The 15,875-nt window shown below is 63.4% G+C and carries 10 protein-coding genes and 1 pseudogene; 6 read left to right on the top strand and 5 right to left on the bottom strand.

Going from position 1 to position 15,875, the window contains the following annotated elements; translation table 11 throughout:
• Positions 1 to 3 precede the first annotated feature (3 nt).
• Positions 4 to 552 (bottom strand): YaeQ family protein, encoded by a 549-nt coding sequence (locus N4264_RS14250; protein WP_261692916.1) that lies wholly within the window; start codon positions 550 to 552, stop codon positions 4 to 6.
• 216 nt (positions 553 to 768) lie between these two features.
• Between N4264_RS14250 and N4264_RS14245 the strand changes: the two genes are divergently transcribed.
• Entirely contained in the window at positions 769 to 4,047 is a 3,279-nt protein-coding gene (locus tag N4264_RS14245; protein ID WP_261692915.1) for a beta strand repeat-containing protein, read from the top strand.
• An 83-nt stretch (positions 4,048 to 4,130) separates the two neighbouring features.
• Here N4264_RS14245 and N4264_RS14240 read toward each other — a convergent pair whose 3' ends face one another.
• On the bottom strand, positions 4,131 to 5,453 hold the full coding sequence (locus N4264_RS14240; RefSeq protein ID WP_261692914.1) for a hypothetical protein: 1,323 nt from the start codon (positions 5,451 to 5,453) through the stop codon (positions 4,131 to 4,133).
• A gap of 355 nt (positions 5,454 to 5,808) precedes the next feature.
• On the opposite strand from N4264_RS14240, the gene N4264_RS14235 reads away from it, so the two are divergent.
• The 5 genes and pseudogenes from N4264_RS14235 (at position 5,809) to N4264_RS14215 (ending at position 13,075) form a co-directional block, all read left to right on the top strand.
• Positions 5,809 to 6,480, top strand: coding sequence for a hypothetical protein (locus N4264_RS14235; RefSeq protein ID WP_261692913.1), 672 nt, complete (start codon positions 5,809 to 5,811; stop codon positions 6,478 to 6,480).
• A gap of 231 nt (positions 6,481 to 6,711) precedes the next feature.
• Positions 6,712 to 8,309 (top strand): annotated as a pseudogene (locus N4264_RS14230) (SDR family NAD(P)-dependent oxidoreductase).
• Positions 8,310 to 9,171: 862 nt separating this feature from the next.
• Positions 9,172 to 9,600, top strand: a complete 429-nt coding sequence (gene lysM / locus N4264_RS14225) for a peptidoglycan-binding protein LysM (protein ID WP_261692912.1) — start codon at positions 9,172 to 9,174, stop codon at positions 9,598 to 9,600.
• Between the two features lie 298 nt (positions 9,601 to 9,898).
• Positions 9,899 to 10,603 (top strand): hypothetical protein, encoded by a 705-nt coding sequence (locus tag N4264_RS14220; protein ID WP_261692911.1) that lies wholly within the window; start codon positions 9,899 to 9,901, stop codon positions 10,601 to 10,603.
• A gap of 867 nt (positions 10,604 to 11,470) precedes the next feature.
• On the top strand, positions 11,471 to 13,075 hold the full coding sequence (locus N4264_RS14215; RefSeq protein ID WP_261692910.1) for a hemerythrin domain-containing protein: 1,605 nt from the start codon (positions 11,471 to 11,473) through the stop codon (positions 13,073 to 13,075).
• Between the two features lie 53 nt (positions 13,076 to 13,128).
• Here the strand turns inward: N4264_RS14215 and N4264_RS14210 are convergent, their stop codons facing one another.
• From N4264_RS14210 to N4264_RS14200, 3 genes are all read right to left on the bottom strand, one after another.
• Positions 13,129 to 13,380 (bottom strand): hypothetical protein, encoded by a 252-nt coding sequence (locus N4264_RS14210; RefSeq protein WP_261692909.1) that lies wholly within the window; start codon positions 13,378 to 13,380, stop codon positions 13,129 to 13,131.
• Positions 13,381 to 13,742: 362 nt separating this feature from the next.
• Complete coding sequence (locus tag N4264_RS14205; RefSeq protein ID WP_261692908.1) at positions 13,743 to 14,399, bottom strand: hypothetical protein; 657 nt, start codon at positions 14,397 to 14,399, stop codon at positions 13,743 to 13,745.
• Positions 14,400 to 14,779: 380 nt separating this feature from the next.
• Positions 14,780 to 15,856, bottom strand: coding sequence for an IS5 family transposase (locus N4264_RS14200; protein WP_261692907.1), 1,077 nt, complete (start codon positions 15,854 to 15,856; stop codon positions 14,780 to 14,782).
• Positions 15,857 to 15,875 lie beyond the last annotated feature (19 nt).

Raw genomic sequence — 15,875 nt, 5'->3', positions numbered from 1 at the left:
TCGTCAGTTGCCGGGAGAAGTGCGCCGCCGGGGCTGAAGGGTTATCGAAGCCGTATCGCTGAGCAGCTGGACCTGCCCGTCCTGGACCAGGCATTGCAAGCGCATCGTGCGCGAAAGCAGGCTGCCCAACGCAGCAAGGTCCCCGGTGCTGATGCTGACGACGGACAGATTCCTCAGGCGCGACAAACCGGCTGAATTCTTCTCCCACCACAGATCCGCCGCGCGTCCGCCATAGGTGACCACCACCACTTCGTCGGCGCGCCCGCTGGCTCGGCGAAGCCGTGACTCGTCCGGCTGCCCCATTTCGATCCATTGGGTGATCGTGCCATCCAGCTCACGTCTCCAGAGGTCCGGCTCATCATCCGTGGACAGTCCACGGCCGAACTCCAGGCGTTCGTCCGCGAACAAGGCGAACGCCACCAGACGCGCCATCAGGCGCTCGTCGGTTTCAGAAGGATGCTGGGCCAGTGTCAGCGAATGGGTCGCGTAGTAGTGCCGATCCATGTCGCTGATCTGCAGTTCGGCTTTGTAGATGGTCGCTTTGAGAGCCATGGATGTGTCCGCTACCGGGGGCGGCATTCTACGGCAGTGGTGATGGCTGCGGCGGTGCCGGCGTGCGGGTCATAGCGGTCTCGACAGGATCGCTGCAAGTCCGTCCGGGCATAGACCAATTCCGTTCGTCCGCTTATATTCCCCGTCCGACGCAAGCCCTCGAAGTACGCCCCCGATTCGATCGACGACAGCGGCTACTGCCGCCAGGAGATGATCATGGCAGGTGGAAGGATGTGGCGTTTGGGTTCCGCGGTGCTCGCCATCCTGGCGGCCAGTCAAGCCAGCGGACAGCTCATCATCAGCGAGTTCCGCGTCCGCGGCCCTAACGGGGCCAACGATGAATTCATCGAGGTCCAGAACATTAGCGGCGCGGACCACACTGTCGCGGGCGGCGGTACGGGCTATGCGATCGCCGCGTCTGACGGCGTCGCCCGCGCGGTCATTCCCAACGGCACGGTCATTCCAAACAAGGGCCATTATCTGGCCGTCAATTCCGTCGGCTATTCGCTGGCGTCTTATCCCGCTGGCAACGGCACCACGGCCACGGGCGATGCGACCTATACCACCGACATTCCGGACAACGCCGGCATCGCGCTCTTCAATACCAGTGTCGCAGTCGACTTCACCCTTGCCAATCGAATGGATGCGGTTGGTTCCACCAGCGAGGCCAACACGCTCTACAAGGAAGGTACCGGCTATCCGGCGCTGACGCCCTTCTCGATCGACTACGCGTTCTATCGCGATCTCTGCGGCAAGGGCGGCAGCATCACCACGTTCGCGACCTGCCCATCGCCCAATGCCGTCGCGGACACCAACAATAACGCGGCAGATTTCGTTTTCGTCGACACCAACGGCACCAGTGCAGGTGCCGGCCAGCGGCTGGGTGCGCCCAGCCCGGAAAACCTTTCCTCGCCGTTGAACCAGGGCGGCAACACTGCCGCGGTGCTGGACAGCTGCGTCGGACAGCAATCGCCGCCGAATATCGTGCGCGATTTCACCAGCGACCCAGCCAACAATTCCACATTTGGCACACTGGATGTCCGCTACACCTATACCAACAACACCGGTGGCAACCAGACCCGGCTGCGCTTCCGCATTGTCGATCTCACGACCTTTCCGGCGCCGTCCGGCATTTCTGACTTGCGCCCACGCACCTCGACGGCCGTCGTTGTCACGGTAGATCGCCCGCCATGCGGGTCCGGCACCAGCAACGTCACCGTCAATGGCACGACACTGGAACAACCCCCATCGCAACCCAATGGCGGTGGTTTCGACAGCACGATGAGTGCGGGCACCGTCACGCTGGCTACTCCTCTGGCCAACGGCGCCAGTATCGATGTGCGCTTCCTCTTCGGTATCCAGCAGACGGGTACCTTCAAGTTCGGCATCATCGCGGAAGGTCTGCCGACAGGTGGTGGGTTCACCTACTACGAGGGGTGTACCGACACCTGTCCGTTCGTCAGTTCGATCGTTCGGGTCAATCCCACGCCGACCGGTTCCGCCACCGTCGACTACACGGTGACCTTCAGCGAAAGCGTCGACAATGTGGACGCCGCCGACTTCGCCATTACGACCACGGGCTCGCTGGCCGGCGCGTCCGTCGGCAGCGTCACCGGTACGGGCGCCACGCGCACGGTCACGGTGAACACGGGTACGGGTGCGGGCACCCTGCGGTTGGATCTGCAAGACAACAATACGATCACGGGCACGACGGGCAACGAGCCCTTGGGTGGGCCCGGTGTCGACAACGGTGACTTCCTCACTGGCGAGGTCTACGACGTTGATCGCGAATCGCCAACAGTGACCGTTGAGCAAGACGGCGCGCAGGCGGATCCGACGGCCGCATCGCCGATCAACTTCGCGGTGGTCTTCAGCGAGGCGGTCACCGGATTCACGAATGCCAGCGTCACCCTCGGCGGAACTGCCCTGCCCACGACAGCCTTCGTGACGGGAAGCGGTACCACCTACAACATTGCCGTCAGCGGCATGACCGCCAATGGCACGGTAACGGCCAGCGTCAACGCGGCCGCGGGTACCGATGCCCTGGGCAATGCCAGCGTGGCTTCCACCAGCACCGACAACACTGTCACCTTCACCGGCGCGGATACGACGCCGCCCACGGTTACGGTCGAGCAGGCCGTCGGCCAAGCTGATCCGACGGGCACGTCACCCATCAATTTCACCGTCACTTTCAGTGAAGCCACAGCCAATTTCGCCACGGGTGATGTCACGCTGGGCGGTACAGCGGGCGCGACCACCGCCTCGGTGACCGGCGGACCGACCGTATTCAACGTCGCGGTCAGCGGCATGACGACCAACGGCACGGTGACCGCTTCGGTCGGCGCGGGTGTTGCCACCGACGCGGCGGGCAACGGCAATCTCGCTTCCACCAGCACAGACAACACCGTCACCTTCAACGGCTTCGACCTGACGCCACCCACCGTGACGGTCGAACAGGCTGTTGGCCAGGCAGACCCGACGTCCACCTCGCCAATCAACTTCACCGTGACCTTCAACGAACCCACGGCCGACTTCGCCACGGGCGACGTCACCCTCGGCGGCACGGCGGGTGCGACGACAGCGACGGTGACGGGCGGCCCGACGGTCTTCAACGTCGCCGTGAGTGGCATGACGACCAACGGTACGGTGACCGCCTCGGTTGCCGCTGGCGTGGCCACCGACGGTGCGGGCAATGCCAACCTCGCCTCCACCAGCGTGGACAACACCGTCACGTTCGACGGCTTCGATCTGACGCCGCCCACGGTGACGGTCGAACAGGCTGTTGGCCAGGCAGACCCGACGGCCACCTCTCCGATCAACTTCACCGTGACCTTCAGCGAACCCACGGCGGACTTCGCCACGGGCGACGTCACCCTCGGCGGCACGGCGGGTGCGACGACGGCGACAGTGACGGGCGGCCCGACGGTGTTCAATGTCGCCGTCAGTGGCATGACGACCAACGGCACAGTGACTGCCTCGGTTGCCGCGGGCGTGGCCACTGATGGTGCCGGCAATGCCAACCTTGCCTCGACCAGCGTGGACAACACCGTCACCTTCGACGGATTCGACGTGACCTCGCCGAGCGTCACGATCGAGCAGGCCGTCGGACAACCAGACCCGGCATTTGGCGCGACGATCAACTTCACCGTGACCTTCAGTGAACCCGTCACTGGTTTCACCACCGGCGACGTCACCATCGGCGGCACGGCGGGGGCGACTACCGCGACCGTCACGGGTGGGCCGACCGTGTACAACGTGGCAGTGAGCGGCATGACGGCTAACGGAACCGTGACCGTCAGCATTGCCGCCGGCGTGGCCACGGATACCGCGGGCAATCCGAACCTGGCTTCCACCAGCACAGATGGCACCGTCACCTTCGGCGGCGTCCAGGCGGTCGTTCCGCTGCCGGCCTTGTCCTGGCAGATGCTGATGGCCCTGGTTGCGCTGCTGGCTGGTGTCGGCACCTACATGCGTCGCCGGGTACACTTCAAGTAGCGGCCACTGATCACTATTGATCGTGACGAATCGGGGCCCGGATGGGCCCCGATTTTTTTGCGGACTATTCCGGTCCTGCACGCTTACCGGGGCGCTTCGAAGCCATTCGCGAAAATCAGGTCACCGCCGCTCAGTGCGTAAAAATAGACTGGCTGGTCCGTACCGTTCAGAACATAGAACCCGTTCAGTCCGGGCGAATAGCCGAACCGGCCGTAGGTGCCATTGGCGGTGGCGACCGTCGGCACCACGGTGTTTCCGGCGGCAAGCGGCAGTGTGTCCCAGGTCCACGGTTGCGTGCGGGGATTGGCAGGCGCACGCAGCAACGTGACGACGCCGGTCGTGCCAGGCGTCACGTTGTGCCAGATGGCTATCGCATTCAGGGAGGGCACCCACGCCCCCGCCTGACCGCCCAGTTGCAAGTGGGCAGGAAGCGCATTGCTGGAGCCGGGCTGCAGCATTTGCGCCGTCGTCGTATCCCAGACCGAAAAGGAGTGCGGCAGCAGCGCACTGATCATGACCAGCACGTCGTGCTCCGGCACGTGCACGAGCGCGTGATAGCTCCATACATTGGCCACCGACCCCGAAGTGAACACTTGCCACTGGCTGGTGGAGAAATTGAAGCGACTCAGGCGCGTTGTTCCGCCACCGAGCCACCAGACTGCGTCGCGGGTCTGGTCATAGGCAGAGCCGCCGTAACCCAGGCCCGCCGCCGGGTGTGAGCCTCGTACTTCCCATTCGCCGTTTTGGGGATTCAACAGCAGGCTGCGTGGCGTTCCCGCCTGCCCGCTGGAGTAGGTATTTCCCTGCATGGCGCAGAAGGGACCGCGTCCAGGCACATAGACGTGCTTGTTGTAGCTGTGAATGGCGCGCGGCCGCCCGTCGGCGTAGTTGCCGGTGCCTTCCTGACCGTCGTTGAGGTTGATCAATCCCAGTGGAATCGAGCCCGATGGCGGACGCGGCATTCGCCACCGCGGCGTTTCATCCGCCAGGCAGATCGCATACGCCTCGTTGCCGGCATAGTCCGCATGACCGCCGCTCAACGGCAGCCACAGGGTTTCGCTATCGCTGTCGTAGCAGGCGCCGCACCAGGGCAGGATGACGCCGGGCTGCCCGACGTTGCCCCCCCATGGACCGCGTTCGTTGTCTGGATCGGTCGCCAGTGCGGGATTGAGCGCGGGATCGCGCGCCGGATTGATCGCGCGCAAGGTATTCGCAGACGGAATGGCGCGCCAGGTGTTGACCGCCATGGTGCGTCGCCACGTGGGCCACGGCGTACCGCGCGCGCTGCGTTGAATCGATGCAGGCGTACTGCCTGCCGTCGCGACGAGCGAAACGAACGGAAGGCAGCCCAGTCCACCAGCAGCCCGCAGAAAACGGCGACGGCCTTCGTCGTCGGCTTTGCTCATGGAACGCTCCTTGTCAGTCATCGATAGCAAACGAAGTACCGCCACGCGGTTTGCCGCGTGGGCGAGGCTAGCGGCGAGGCTAGCGTCGATCTCTCGGTCCGTCGGTGATGACGCGATCAACGTGCGGACGTATCCGACCATCGGTACCGCGTGTGAGGGGTTGTCATACGGTGCTAGCCCCGGAATCGGGAGAATCGCGTTCACGGACGGTCAGCCCGTCGGTACCAGTGGGCGGCTATCGCACTGTGCGGAAATGCGCGTCCTCACGGGTACTGTCGAGCGCCTCCTGCAAACAGGGCGGATACCGACCGGAATGCGACCTAGCGTGCGCACATCTCACCTCGAAGGAAGTGCTATGCGTCCGCTGCTCCACACTCGCTTTGTGAAATCGCTGTTCGCCGTTGGACTGGCATCGCCTCTGGCTGCGGCCGCACCGGAGCCCGTTCACGCCGCCAACGCCGGGCCGCCCGGCACAGTCCACGCCGACGGACGTCATGATTTCGATTTCCTGGTCGGCCGCTGGTACGCGCATACCCGCCGCTTGGTACGCCCCCTGCAGCAGTCTGACCAGTGGGAGGCGTTCTACTCCGTTCACGATGGTGTCCTGCTACCCGGCGGGCTGGGCGTTGCCGACGACTATCGGATCGAGGGCCGGCCGGATTTCCTCGGCCTTGCCCTGCAGATCTACGACCCTGACCACCGCCAGTGGCGCGCCTACTGGTACCGGCAAGGCGCCATGACTCCCCCGCTGCTCGGCCGCTTCAGCGATGGCGTCGGCGTATTCGAAGGCCCGGACCAGCTCGATGGCCGCGCCATCCTGACGCGCTACACCTGGAAGGACATCACCGCAGCCAGCGCCCGGTGGGAGCAAGCCTTCTCCGGCGATGGCGGCAAGACCTGGGAAACCAACTGGGTGATGGAGTACAGCCGCGAGCCATTTCCGCGCGTCGTGACACTGCCCCCAGGGAAGGGCGCCACACCTGAAGTGCAACAGCCCGATGATCAACAATTCCCGGCAAATTATTGAATACTCGTGAGATTCTCCCTTTGGCGTGACGCGGCGCCAGCCTCTGGCGCCGATGGTTACGGGTTGCAATCCGGCGGGCGGCGTTGCTGCGCCATCGCCCCTTTCGGGTGAAAATGCCTCACACTATCGGGTTCGCCCCTCGGCCGCCGGTCCGGCAGGACAGGCTGGTGAAACCGCCCCCCGCCTGCGATGACCGACGGCCTGCCGCTCACCCATTACGGATTTCCTGCTGTGAATACGACTGCACCATCCCCCGCCGCCGCAATCGACGACCGCGACTTGCTGGAACGCGTGCGCGGGGCCGTGTCTGTGCTGGAACTACTGGCAAACAACCACGCCCTGCTGGAGAAATTGCCGGCCGAAGATCGCCAGCGTCTGCACGAGATGGCGGGACAGATCTTCATCCCCGACCCGGTTGCCCGCCGGCAACGCCGCAAGGCGGCCGCCAAGGAACGCAGCAAGGCGCAGATTCGCAGCGACGACGCTGTCCTGCACGAAACCGGCATTCGCGTGCTGCGGCGCAAGCCGGTCTTCACCACGCCGAACGTGTTCCCCCCGAGAACTTCGACCCGCAGGATTCGCTCGGCGAGGTTGAGGAACCACGCGAGTCGATCCAGCCGCAGCACTGCTACGTCTGCAAGCAGAAGTATTCGCTGATCCACCATTTCTACGACCAACTCTGCCCGACCTGCGCTGCATTCAATTTCACCAAGCGCACCGAGCTCGCCGACCTGCGCGGCCGCGTGGCCCTGTTGACCGGCGGCCGCGTGAAGATCGGCTACCAGGCTGGCCTGAAGCTGCTGCGTGCTGGCGCCGAGCTGATTGTCACCACGCGTTTTCCGCGCGACTCGGCCGCCCGCTACGCGCAGGAGCCGGATTTCGCCGAGTGGGGCCATCGGCTGGAAATCTTCGGCCTCGACCTGCGCCATACGCCCAGCGTTGAAGCGTTCTGCCAGCACGTGCTCGCCACGCGCCAACGCCTGGACTTCATCATCAACAATGCCTGCCAGACCGTGCGCCGTCCGCCGGACTTCTACGCGCACATGATGGCGAGCGAAACCTCGGCCTTGCACGACGCACCGGAAAGCGTGCAGAAGATCCTCGGCAGCTATACCGGCGTGCGCAGCTACGACATCCTGCCGGATTCCAGCACAGCCTCAAGTGACACCGCCATCGCCGCACTGGCCGGCCTGAATCCTTCGCTGCAGAACGCACAATCGCGCGTGCTCGATTCCGCGCGACTGTCCCAGGTGCCCCTGCTGCCGGATGAATTTGTGGCCCAGTCGCACCTCTTCCCCGAAGGCCGCCTGGACCAGGATCTGCAGCAGATCGACCTGCGCGGACGCAATTCCTGGCGCATGCAGATGGATGAAGTGCCGTCGGTGGAACTGCTCGAGGTGCAACTGATCAATGCCATCGCGCCGTTCATCATCAATGCACGGCTCAAGCCATTGATGTTGCGCACACCCGGCCGCGAAAAGCACATCGTCAATGTGTCGGCGATGGAAGGCCAGTTCTACCGCAACTTCAAGACCACCCGCCATCCGCACACCAACATGGCCAAGGCCGCGCTCAACATGATGACGCGCACCTCGGCAACGGATTACCACAACGACGGCATCCACATGAACAGCGTGGATACCGGCTGGGTGACCGACGAAGATCCCGTCGAAATCGCCGCCCGCAAGACCATCGAAGAACGCTTCCACCCACCGCTGGATATCGTCGACGGCGCCGCGCGCATCGTCGATCCGATCATCGCCGGCATCAACACCGGCGAACACGTATGGGGGCAGTTTCTGAAGGATTACCGGCCGACGGATTGGTGAGCCGCGGTGGAGTGTTGCTTACGCACATGTCCACTGCACCCCACATCCAACAACGACACCGCCGCGCAGGCTGGCCCGCGATCCGGGCCGTGGTCGCGATGCGTGCGATCGCCGAGGTCGACTCTTCGGCGGTACACGTTGTGCCATCAGCCGGAGCAAAAGTTCTTCGCGCGCCGCGATCACTGCGGGCAGTGTCAGGCCTTGACGAACCCGCGAGGCCACGGCTACGTTACGCGGCTCAGCGCAGCATCGCCGTGAGGCGACGGTTGGAAGATTCAGCGTTTACTTCTTGAATCCCCTTGATTATTGCTTGAGGCTGCCGGCGTCCTGAGCCGCGCGTTTCCCTGCGCTGAAATTCCTATTGCCAACCCGGGTCTCGACGCGCGTTGCCCAGCCTGCAGGCTCCACCCATCCTATGCCCATTGGCCCGATTGAACGGTGCGGCGTGATTCGTCCCGGGTCACCCTTCGGGTTAACCACAGCTACGAAGCGCGTAGCATGTCTAACGTGCTGGAACGCGGACGTGCTGGAACGCGGACGTGCTGGAACGCGGACGTGCTGGAACGAAGACAGAATCGGACTGGCACGATGTAGCAGGCTCGGAGTGTCGGCTCATCAGGATGCCGTCCGGGTGCGCGTCAGCAAACCGGGGCGTATTCCCGGGCCGCGCATTGTCGGTTTCGTTGCGCTCCTAGAGAACTGTGTTCTACGCAGTCTTGTGAACTGACCGTGTGCCCGGGCCCGCCCGGACCTTCCGGCAGCTCCATCCACGGCCCGCACTTGACGCCCTTCCAAGGCGGAAAGGTGTATCGTCGCTGCGCCGCCTGGCGGCATCGCCCGTTCACAACGCGAGGGATTCGACATGAGCCTGCTGGAATTCGTCAAAGACGCCGGAGCGAAGGTGCTCGATGCCGTCGCCAATCCGGCCGACGCCGGACGCCAGATCCGATCGCATATCGAGAAGGAAATCGGCGTTTCGGATGTGGATGTGCAGTGGATCGAAGGCACGGTCAAGGTCAGCGGCAACGCAAAGACCCAGGCCGACAAGGAACGCCTGATCCTGGCGGCCGGCAATATCCAGGGCGTGAAAGCGGTGGACGATGCGATCACCGTCGCCGCTCCGGGCGCCGCCTCGCGCATGTATACGGTGAAGGCCGGCGACACCCTGGGAAAGATCGCGAAGGAGCACTACGGCGATGCGTCGAAATACCCGCAGATCTTCGAGGCAAACAAGCCGCAGCTGAAGGATCCTGACAAGATCTATCCGGGGCAGGTGCTGCGTATTCCGTAAGGTTAATCCGTCAAACGCTGGCTCTGCCAGCGTTTGGCCGCTTCCTTGACGCAAGGGCCTGCAATAACTCCAAGCCCGCAGCCCTATCGACCTTTCCCGCCGCGCCAACCCCACCTCGCTTTCAATCGCACCCAGCGCCCGGTTGCATACCCCGCCGGTTTCGCTGATACCCTTGCCGAGTGCTTGCGTGCGCAAACAGGCACTAAGGGATCTCTGAACAAGTCCATTCGGGCTTGCTCAGCCCTCGTCCGAATGACGGCCGCCCGCAGGCCTGCGCGCTACCCTCAGGGAGAACCCCATGCCATCGTCACTGTGGTCGATCGTGATGTTGCTTGCCATGCCGGTCGTCGGTGCACAGGCCGCACACCTGCATGAATTTGGCAAAGTACTGAATAGCGAGGAAATTGCCGCTTATTCCGCGGCCAGCGACGCCCGCCTCGCGATGCAGGGTGCCGGCGGCGTCCGCGCGGTCAGCTTCCCCGCATCGACCTATCTGCACCTGCTCTCGCAACCGAAGGCTGCCGGCATCGTTGCGCACTACGTAGTCAACCCCGCTACCGGCCGCGACACCCTGATGCTGCAGGCCGTGGACGGCATCGGCCAGGCGTTTGGCGACTCCATCGACAACGGCCTCCCCTGCCCGCCCTACTGCCCCAAGCAGGACGTCGCGACCACGAACAACAAATCCCCGCTCATTGCCCCGACCGCTGAAGAGCTGCAATCGGCCGGAAAGGTCCTGAGCGCCGACGAGGTGCAGCAGTACTTCGCCGCCGGCGCCCGGAAATCAGCGCGCGTCGGCCGCTCCGCAACCGTCAGCTCCGCCAGCTTTCCGGCCTGGACCTACGTGCGCCTGCTCAGTCAGCCGGGGGCGGCGGGATTAAGCGTGCACTACACGCTGGATCCGAAAAGCGGCAAAGACACGCTGCTGCTGCGCGCCATCGACAAGGACGGCTCGGCCTTCGGCGAATCGGTGAACTTCTCAAACCCCTGCCCACCCTGCTGAGCCGGCGGCTGCATGACGGAACCCCCATCCGTCGGCTGGGGGTTCCCGCATCTGGGACTCGGAATCGCTGCTGCTTCTGTAGCGCGTGCCAACCCGCAAGGTTGACCGGGGCGGATCTGCGATAATGTAGGAAATGACGCGTGGTCGCCTGACGTCCACTATTCGGACGTTGTCGCGATGTTGGGCTTCGCTGGCGATTACCCCAACCGAGAGAATGAGCCGCCGGGCTCTTCGTGACCCGGGTCAACGAAGGATTCACCCTGGGTTGGGCTGCGATGTCATTGAAGACGTGCAGCGTGAAACCTTGCTTTCCGCCGCGGCGGGCCCCTCCCTGGCATCTCCCGCCCTCAGCATGCGCGGCGCTTCCGTGCACGCGCTGGAGCCAGCTGCGATCCGCCTTCGGATCGTCCGTTGCCTTCCTGGCCAACCAGCTCCGTGGTTCCGACGACGAGCAGCGATCCAAGTTGCGTGCCAGCACATGGGGCGCCTCCGAGCCTTACTTCACGCGGACTTGGGGAGTCGCGTCGAATGTACGTTTTACAGAAATGTGTACGCCTTTCGGATCGCTGACGCCGCTGTTGCAAGACGTACCGAAGCGTTCGCCGTGCATTTTCGGCTGCTGCCCTCGCTCCTGATGCACTCGCATTTGCTCCACTGCATACGCTAAGCGGCCTGTTTGAGGCGCGTATTTCGCACCGCCATGTGACTGTCGCGACGGGTTCTGCAGCGCGCTCTGCATTCCGGAGCAAGGATTGCAGCAATCGCGCCGGGCTGCAGCGGCTGGAAGCGTTCAGCCGAGGTGGTTTGGCGTGTCGCGACTCCAGGCACGCATGTTGCTGTAGCGAACCGCTCACAGAGGAGCTCTCCATGCCAGCACGAAAGCAAACTTCAGCGACAAACGCCAGGAAAGCAGCATCAAATACCCGATCGACCGCGTCGAAACAGACGCGGAATGCGAAGAAGTCAGCCAGCAAATCCGGAGAGGCAGGCGCCACAGCGAATGGCGGCCAGATCAGCGTCGCCACGCTGCTTAAAAAGGACCACCGGAAAGTCGAAGCGCTCTTCGAACGATACGCCACATTGCAATCCACGCAGGAAAAGGCGGACGCGGTCCGCGAGATCTGCACCGAGCTGATCATCCACGCCCGCCTGGAAGAGGAGATCTTCTATCCAGCGTGTCGCGAGAACGGTGTGGAAGACGAACGCCTCGACCAGGCACAGGTAGAGCACGATTCCGCCAAAGTGCTGATCACGGAGCTGATGCTCTCCGAACCCGACACCCCGTACTACGATGCGAAGGTTGCGGTGCTCAAGGAACAGGTTCAGCACCACGTCCGCGAGGAAGAACAGTCCAGCAAGGGCATTCTCGCGAAGGCGGCGGTCGCAGGCGTCGACATGAATGAGCTCGGCCAGAAGGTGCAGGCTCGAAAACAGGAGCTGATGACCACTGGCGGCAGCATGCGCGTGCCGCAACCGGTATCGCTCCAATTTGCTGCAGGCGACAACAACCAGGAGAAGACGATGGCATCACAATATCGAGGCAGGGATGAGCGTGGCCGCAACGACGATGATCGCAACGGTTCACGCGGGCGCGGGCAAGGCCGCGATGAACAGGGCCGTTTTGAGAGCGACGACCGCGGATCCGACCGCTACAGCCGCTCACGCGACGACGATGACGACCGCTCACGCGGCCGCGGCCGCGACGAATCCGGACGTTTCGAAAGCGATGACCGCGGTTCGAGCCGTTCCAGCCGTTCGCGCAACGATGATGATTCCCGCAGTTCCCGCTCCCGCGACGACGACGATGACGGCCGCGGACATGGCCGCGGTGGCTGGTTCGGCGATTCGCGCGGACATTCCGAAGCCGCCCGCGAAGGCTGGCGCAACCGCGATGACGACGATCGCAGCTCGCGCTCGCGCAGCGACGACGATAACCGTCGCTCCCAGTCACGCGACGACGATGACAACCGCCGTTCGCGCTCGCGCGACGATGACGACGATGGCCGTGGCCATGGTCGCGGCGGCTGGTTCGGCGATTCACGCGGCCACTCGGAAGCCGCGCGCGAAGGCTGGCGCAACCGCGACGATGACGATCGCAGCTCGCGCTCCCGCAGCGATGACGACAGTCGCAGCTCACGATCGCGCAACGACGACGATAATCGTCGCTCACAGTCCCGCGACGACGACAGCCGCCGTTCGCGTTCGCGCGACGACGATGACGATGGTCGCGGCCAGGGCCGCGGCTGGTTCGGCGATTCGCGCGGACATTCCGAAGCCGCCCGCGAAGGCTGGCGCAACCGCGATGACGACGATCGCAGCCAGCGCTCCCGCGGAGACGATGACCGCCAGTCCCGCTCTTCCCGTTCGAGGGACGACGAGCGCGGCGACGACCGTAGCGACGGCCGCGGCGGTTGGTTCGGCGATTCGAGGGGTCACTCCGAAGCCGCACGGCGCGGGTGGCAGAATCGGTAAGTGAGGGTGTCGCGCCGCGAACGCGTTCGCGGAGCGACGTGACCGCGTCACGCTCACCGGCCCGTCGCGAAGTCCAGCGCTTCCTCCGAATAGTGCGGTCCACGCAGGGCAACCCAGCGCACGTCCAGGTAGGAGCCGCGCTGGTACACGTCTTCGTTGCGCCGCAGGGCAAAAATGCGCCAACCGTGCAGGTTTCCTGGACAGGCCGTCGCCCGCAAACCTGCTGCGTTGCAGCTCTGAGCGGCTCGCGTGCGGGAAAAAGCGGCGTGACCGCCGAAGCAAGCGGCAGCGGTGGTGCTCCTCACGTGATCATTTCCGCTGAAAACCGGGCGCGTCGGCGCTATTACCTGCTCCGGATGCGCTTTGAGCGGCGTCGCCGACGCTTTGCGCGCCGCCGTCGGAGGGTTGACCTCCAGCGGTTCCACTTGAAGGTTCAGCGTCGAAGTGAGAACCGGCATCGCAGCCGCTCAAACCGACGCCGCGAGATTCTCGATCGTGCCCGTTCCCTGATACACCAAGTCTGTGCAGTACGCACACTGCTCGCGAGCCAACATCAATGCCCCAACCTACGAAAGCCAGCGAAAGGTCTGGTGGCATCGCGCGGTCTTGCACCGGGCAAACCCCGCGGGTTCACCCGGGCTACGGTCCGCTATCGATGCACTTGACGCTACTCGACGCTGAAGCTCTGCAGCGAAACCGGCGTGGTGCCGGCGGGGCCGAAGAACATGCCGTCGAACAGGGCGCTGAGGCTGTCGCCGGTGCCGTCGGTTTGCACGCGTGCGGCGATGCGTACGGAAGCAGTGGCGGATCCACCCGGCATGGGGTCGGCGAAGCCGGTCTGTGATACACGCTCCCAGTTGGCGACGGCGACACCGTCGACGAAACCGTTGACGGAAGTGCCGCTGCCCGTAAAAAGCAGCTGCGAGGTTTGCGAGCCAGTGCAGTTGGCCCCGGCGTAGAACTGGACGGCGATGAATGCGAGGTTTGGCCCGCCGGCACCGGGGTTATCGAGCGTGAAGCGGATGCGGCCGCCAAAATCCCAGGGCGGCGATCCGGGCGCGGCAATGCATTGATTGAGTCCCTGTACAACGCCGGTGCTGCCGGGGCCGCTCTCAGCCAGGTTGAGGCGCGCACTGCCGACGGTGGCTGAACCCGAATCGTCGTCGTACACGCCGGATCCGGTTACGCCGGTTCCGCCGGCATTCTCGGCGGTCCACGATGTCGTGATGTCTGAGGTGAAGTCGCCGTTGCTGACCAGATTCTGTGCCGAGGCGGTGCTGGCGAAGGCGAAAGCGAGAAAACCGAAGCCAAGAACGTTATGCATGTGCATTGATGCTTCCCTCCAGTACAGTGATTGGACGCAGCAAATTGTCGAATGACACACGTTCGTCGAGCTGATCGCTCCTGTCGGTACTTGCCGGTCCGGCGTGCTGCCGGATGAACCGTCCGCGCGGAACTGGCGGTCGCTACCGACTCGGTACGGCGGCGGCTAAGTTTACTTCAAGTTTCTCAGGGTGGTAGCGCGATCGGGCTGGACAGTAGAGTCCTTGCGGACTCATCCATTACACAGGGCACTCTATCGATTGGACTTGGCATGTCTTGAGAGCTAGCAGGCCGTTGAGAAAACCCAATTTCCGCCCAGATCAAGCTGGCCAAGTGTTCGTTCGTGGTGCAGTAGCTGATCGATAGTGTGGGACTTGCGAGCTACGTCGGCGAAGGATTCCACCATCCTTGGATGCCACCGATGCGGATCAAGTTGTAGGCGGCGAATGTCCAAGTAACCCATGCGCGCACAGCCGGAAGTCCCACGCGAGTCAGCTTTCGAAGTTCACCGATGGTCTTGACCCAACCAAATCCTTGCTCGATCTTCTTTCGAACCCGCTGGCTGATCGCGTATCCCTTGCTTGATGCGGTGCGTCCGTCAACTGCACTTCGACGGTGGCTATTGTTCTGGGCAACGTGAGGCTTGATACCACGCTCCTTCAACGCGGCTACGAAAGCATGAGTGTCATAGGCTTTGTCTGCACCCAATGTGCATCCGGCGCCCAGGAGCATTTCGTCGACCAGCAACAGGCCGCTTTCTCGCTCGGATGTCCCAGTCGCATGGCGTACATCAACTCCCACCAGCAGACCGTTCCGGTTCTCCATCAATGTGCTGGCTTGGTAGCACAGCTTGGCTTCCTTGCCAGCACCTTTGCGCATCAAGCGTGCGTCGGGATCCGTCGTAGATTCGTGTGTTTCGTTACTGCGCTTTTGACCGTGAAAGTTTCCGCTGTCATCGCTACCGTCGCCGTCCTTCGGGCGAAAGCTTTTGTGAGAGGCCCAAGCCTCCAACAGTGTTCCGTCCACCGAAAAGTGCTCGTTACTCACCAGCTGTTTGAGCTGCGCCACCAACACGGTGTGATCGAAAAATCGTTGGGCGATCTCTTCATCGAACAACCGATCTCGATTGAACGAGAAGGTGGAATGGTCCCATACTCGATCGTCGATATTCAGGCCAACAAACCAGCGAAACAGAAGGTTGTAGTCCAGCTGTTCCATCAGCAGTCGCTCGCTGCGTACGCTGTACACGACCTGCAACAGCGATGCACGAAGCAACCGTTCCGGCGGAATGGACGGCCGCCCGATCCTGGCATAACGCGACTCGAATAGTTCGTCCATATTTGCCAAGATTCCGTCAACCAATTCCCGCAACTGACGAATGGGATGATCCGGCGGAACGCGTGCCTCGACCGATACGTAGGAGAACAATCCGAGTTGCTGAACGTCCGGTGTTCGCATGCTGAGTGGCTTCAGTCAA

This window comes from Tahibacter amnicola (genome assembly GCF_025398735.1).
Taxonomy (GTDB): Bacteria; Pseudomonadota; Gammaproteobacteria; order Xanthomonadales; family Rhodanobacteraceae; genus Tahibacter; species Tahibacter amnicola.
This window is presented reverse-complemented; position numbering and strand designations above follow the sequence as displayed.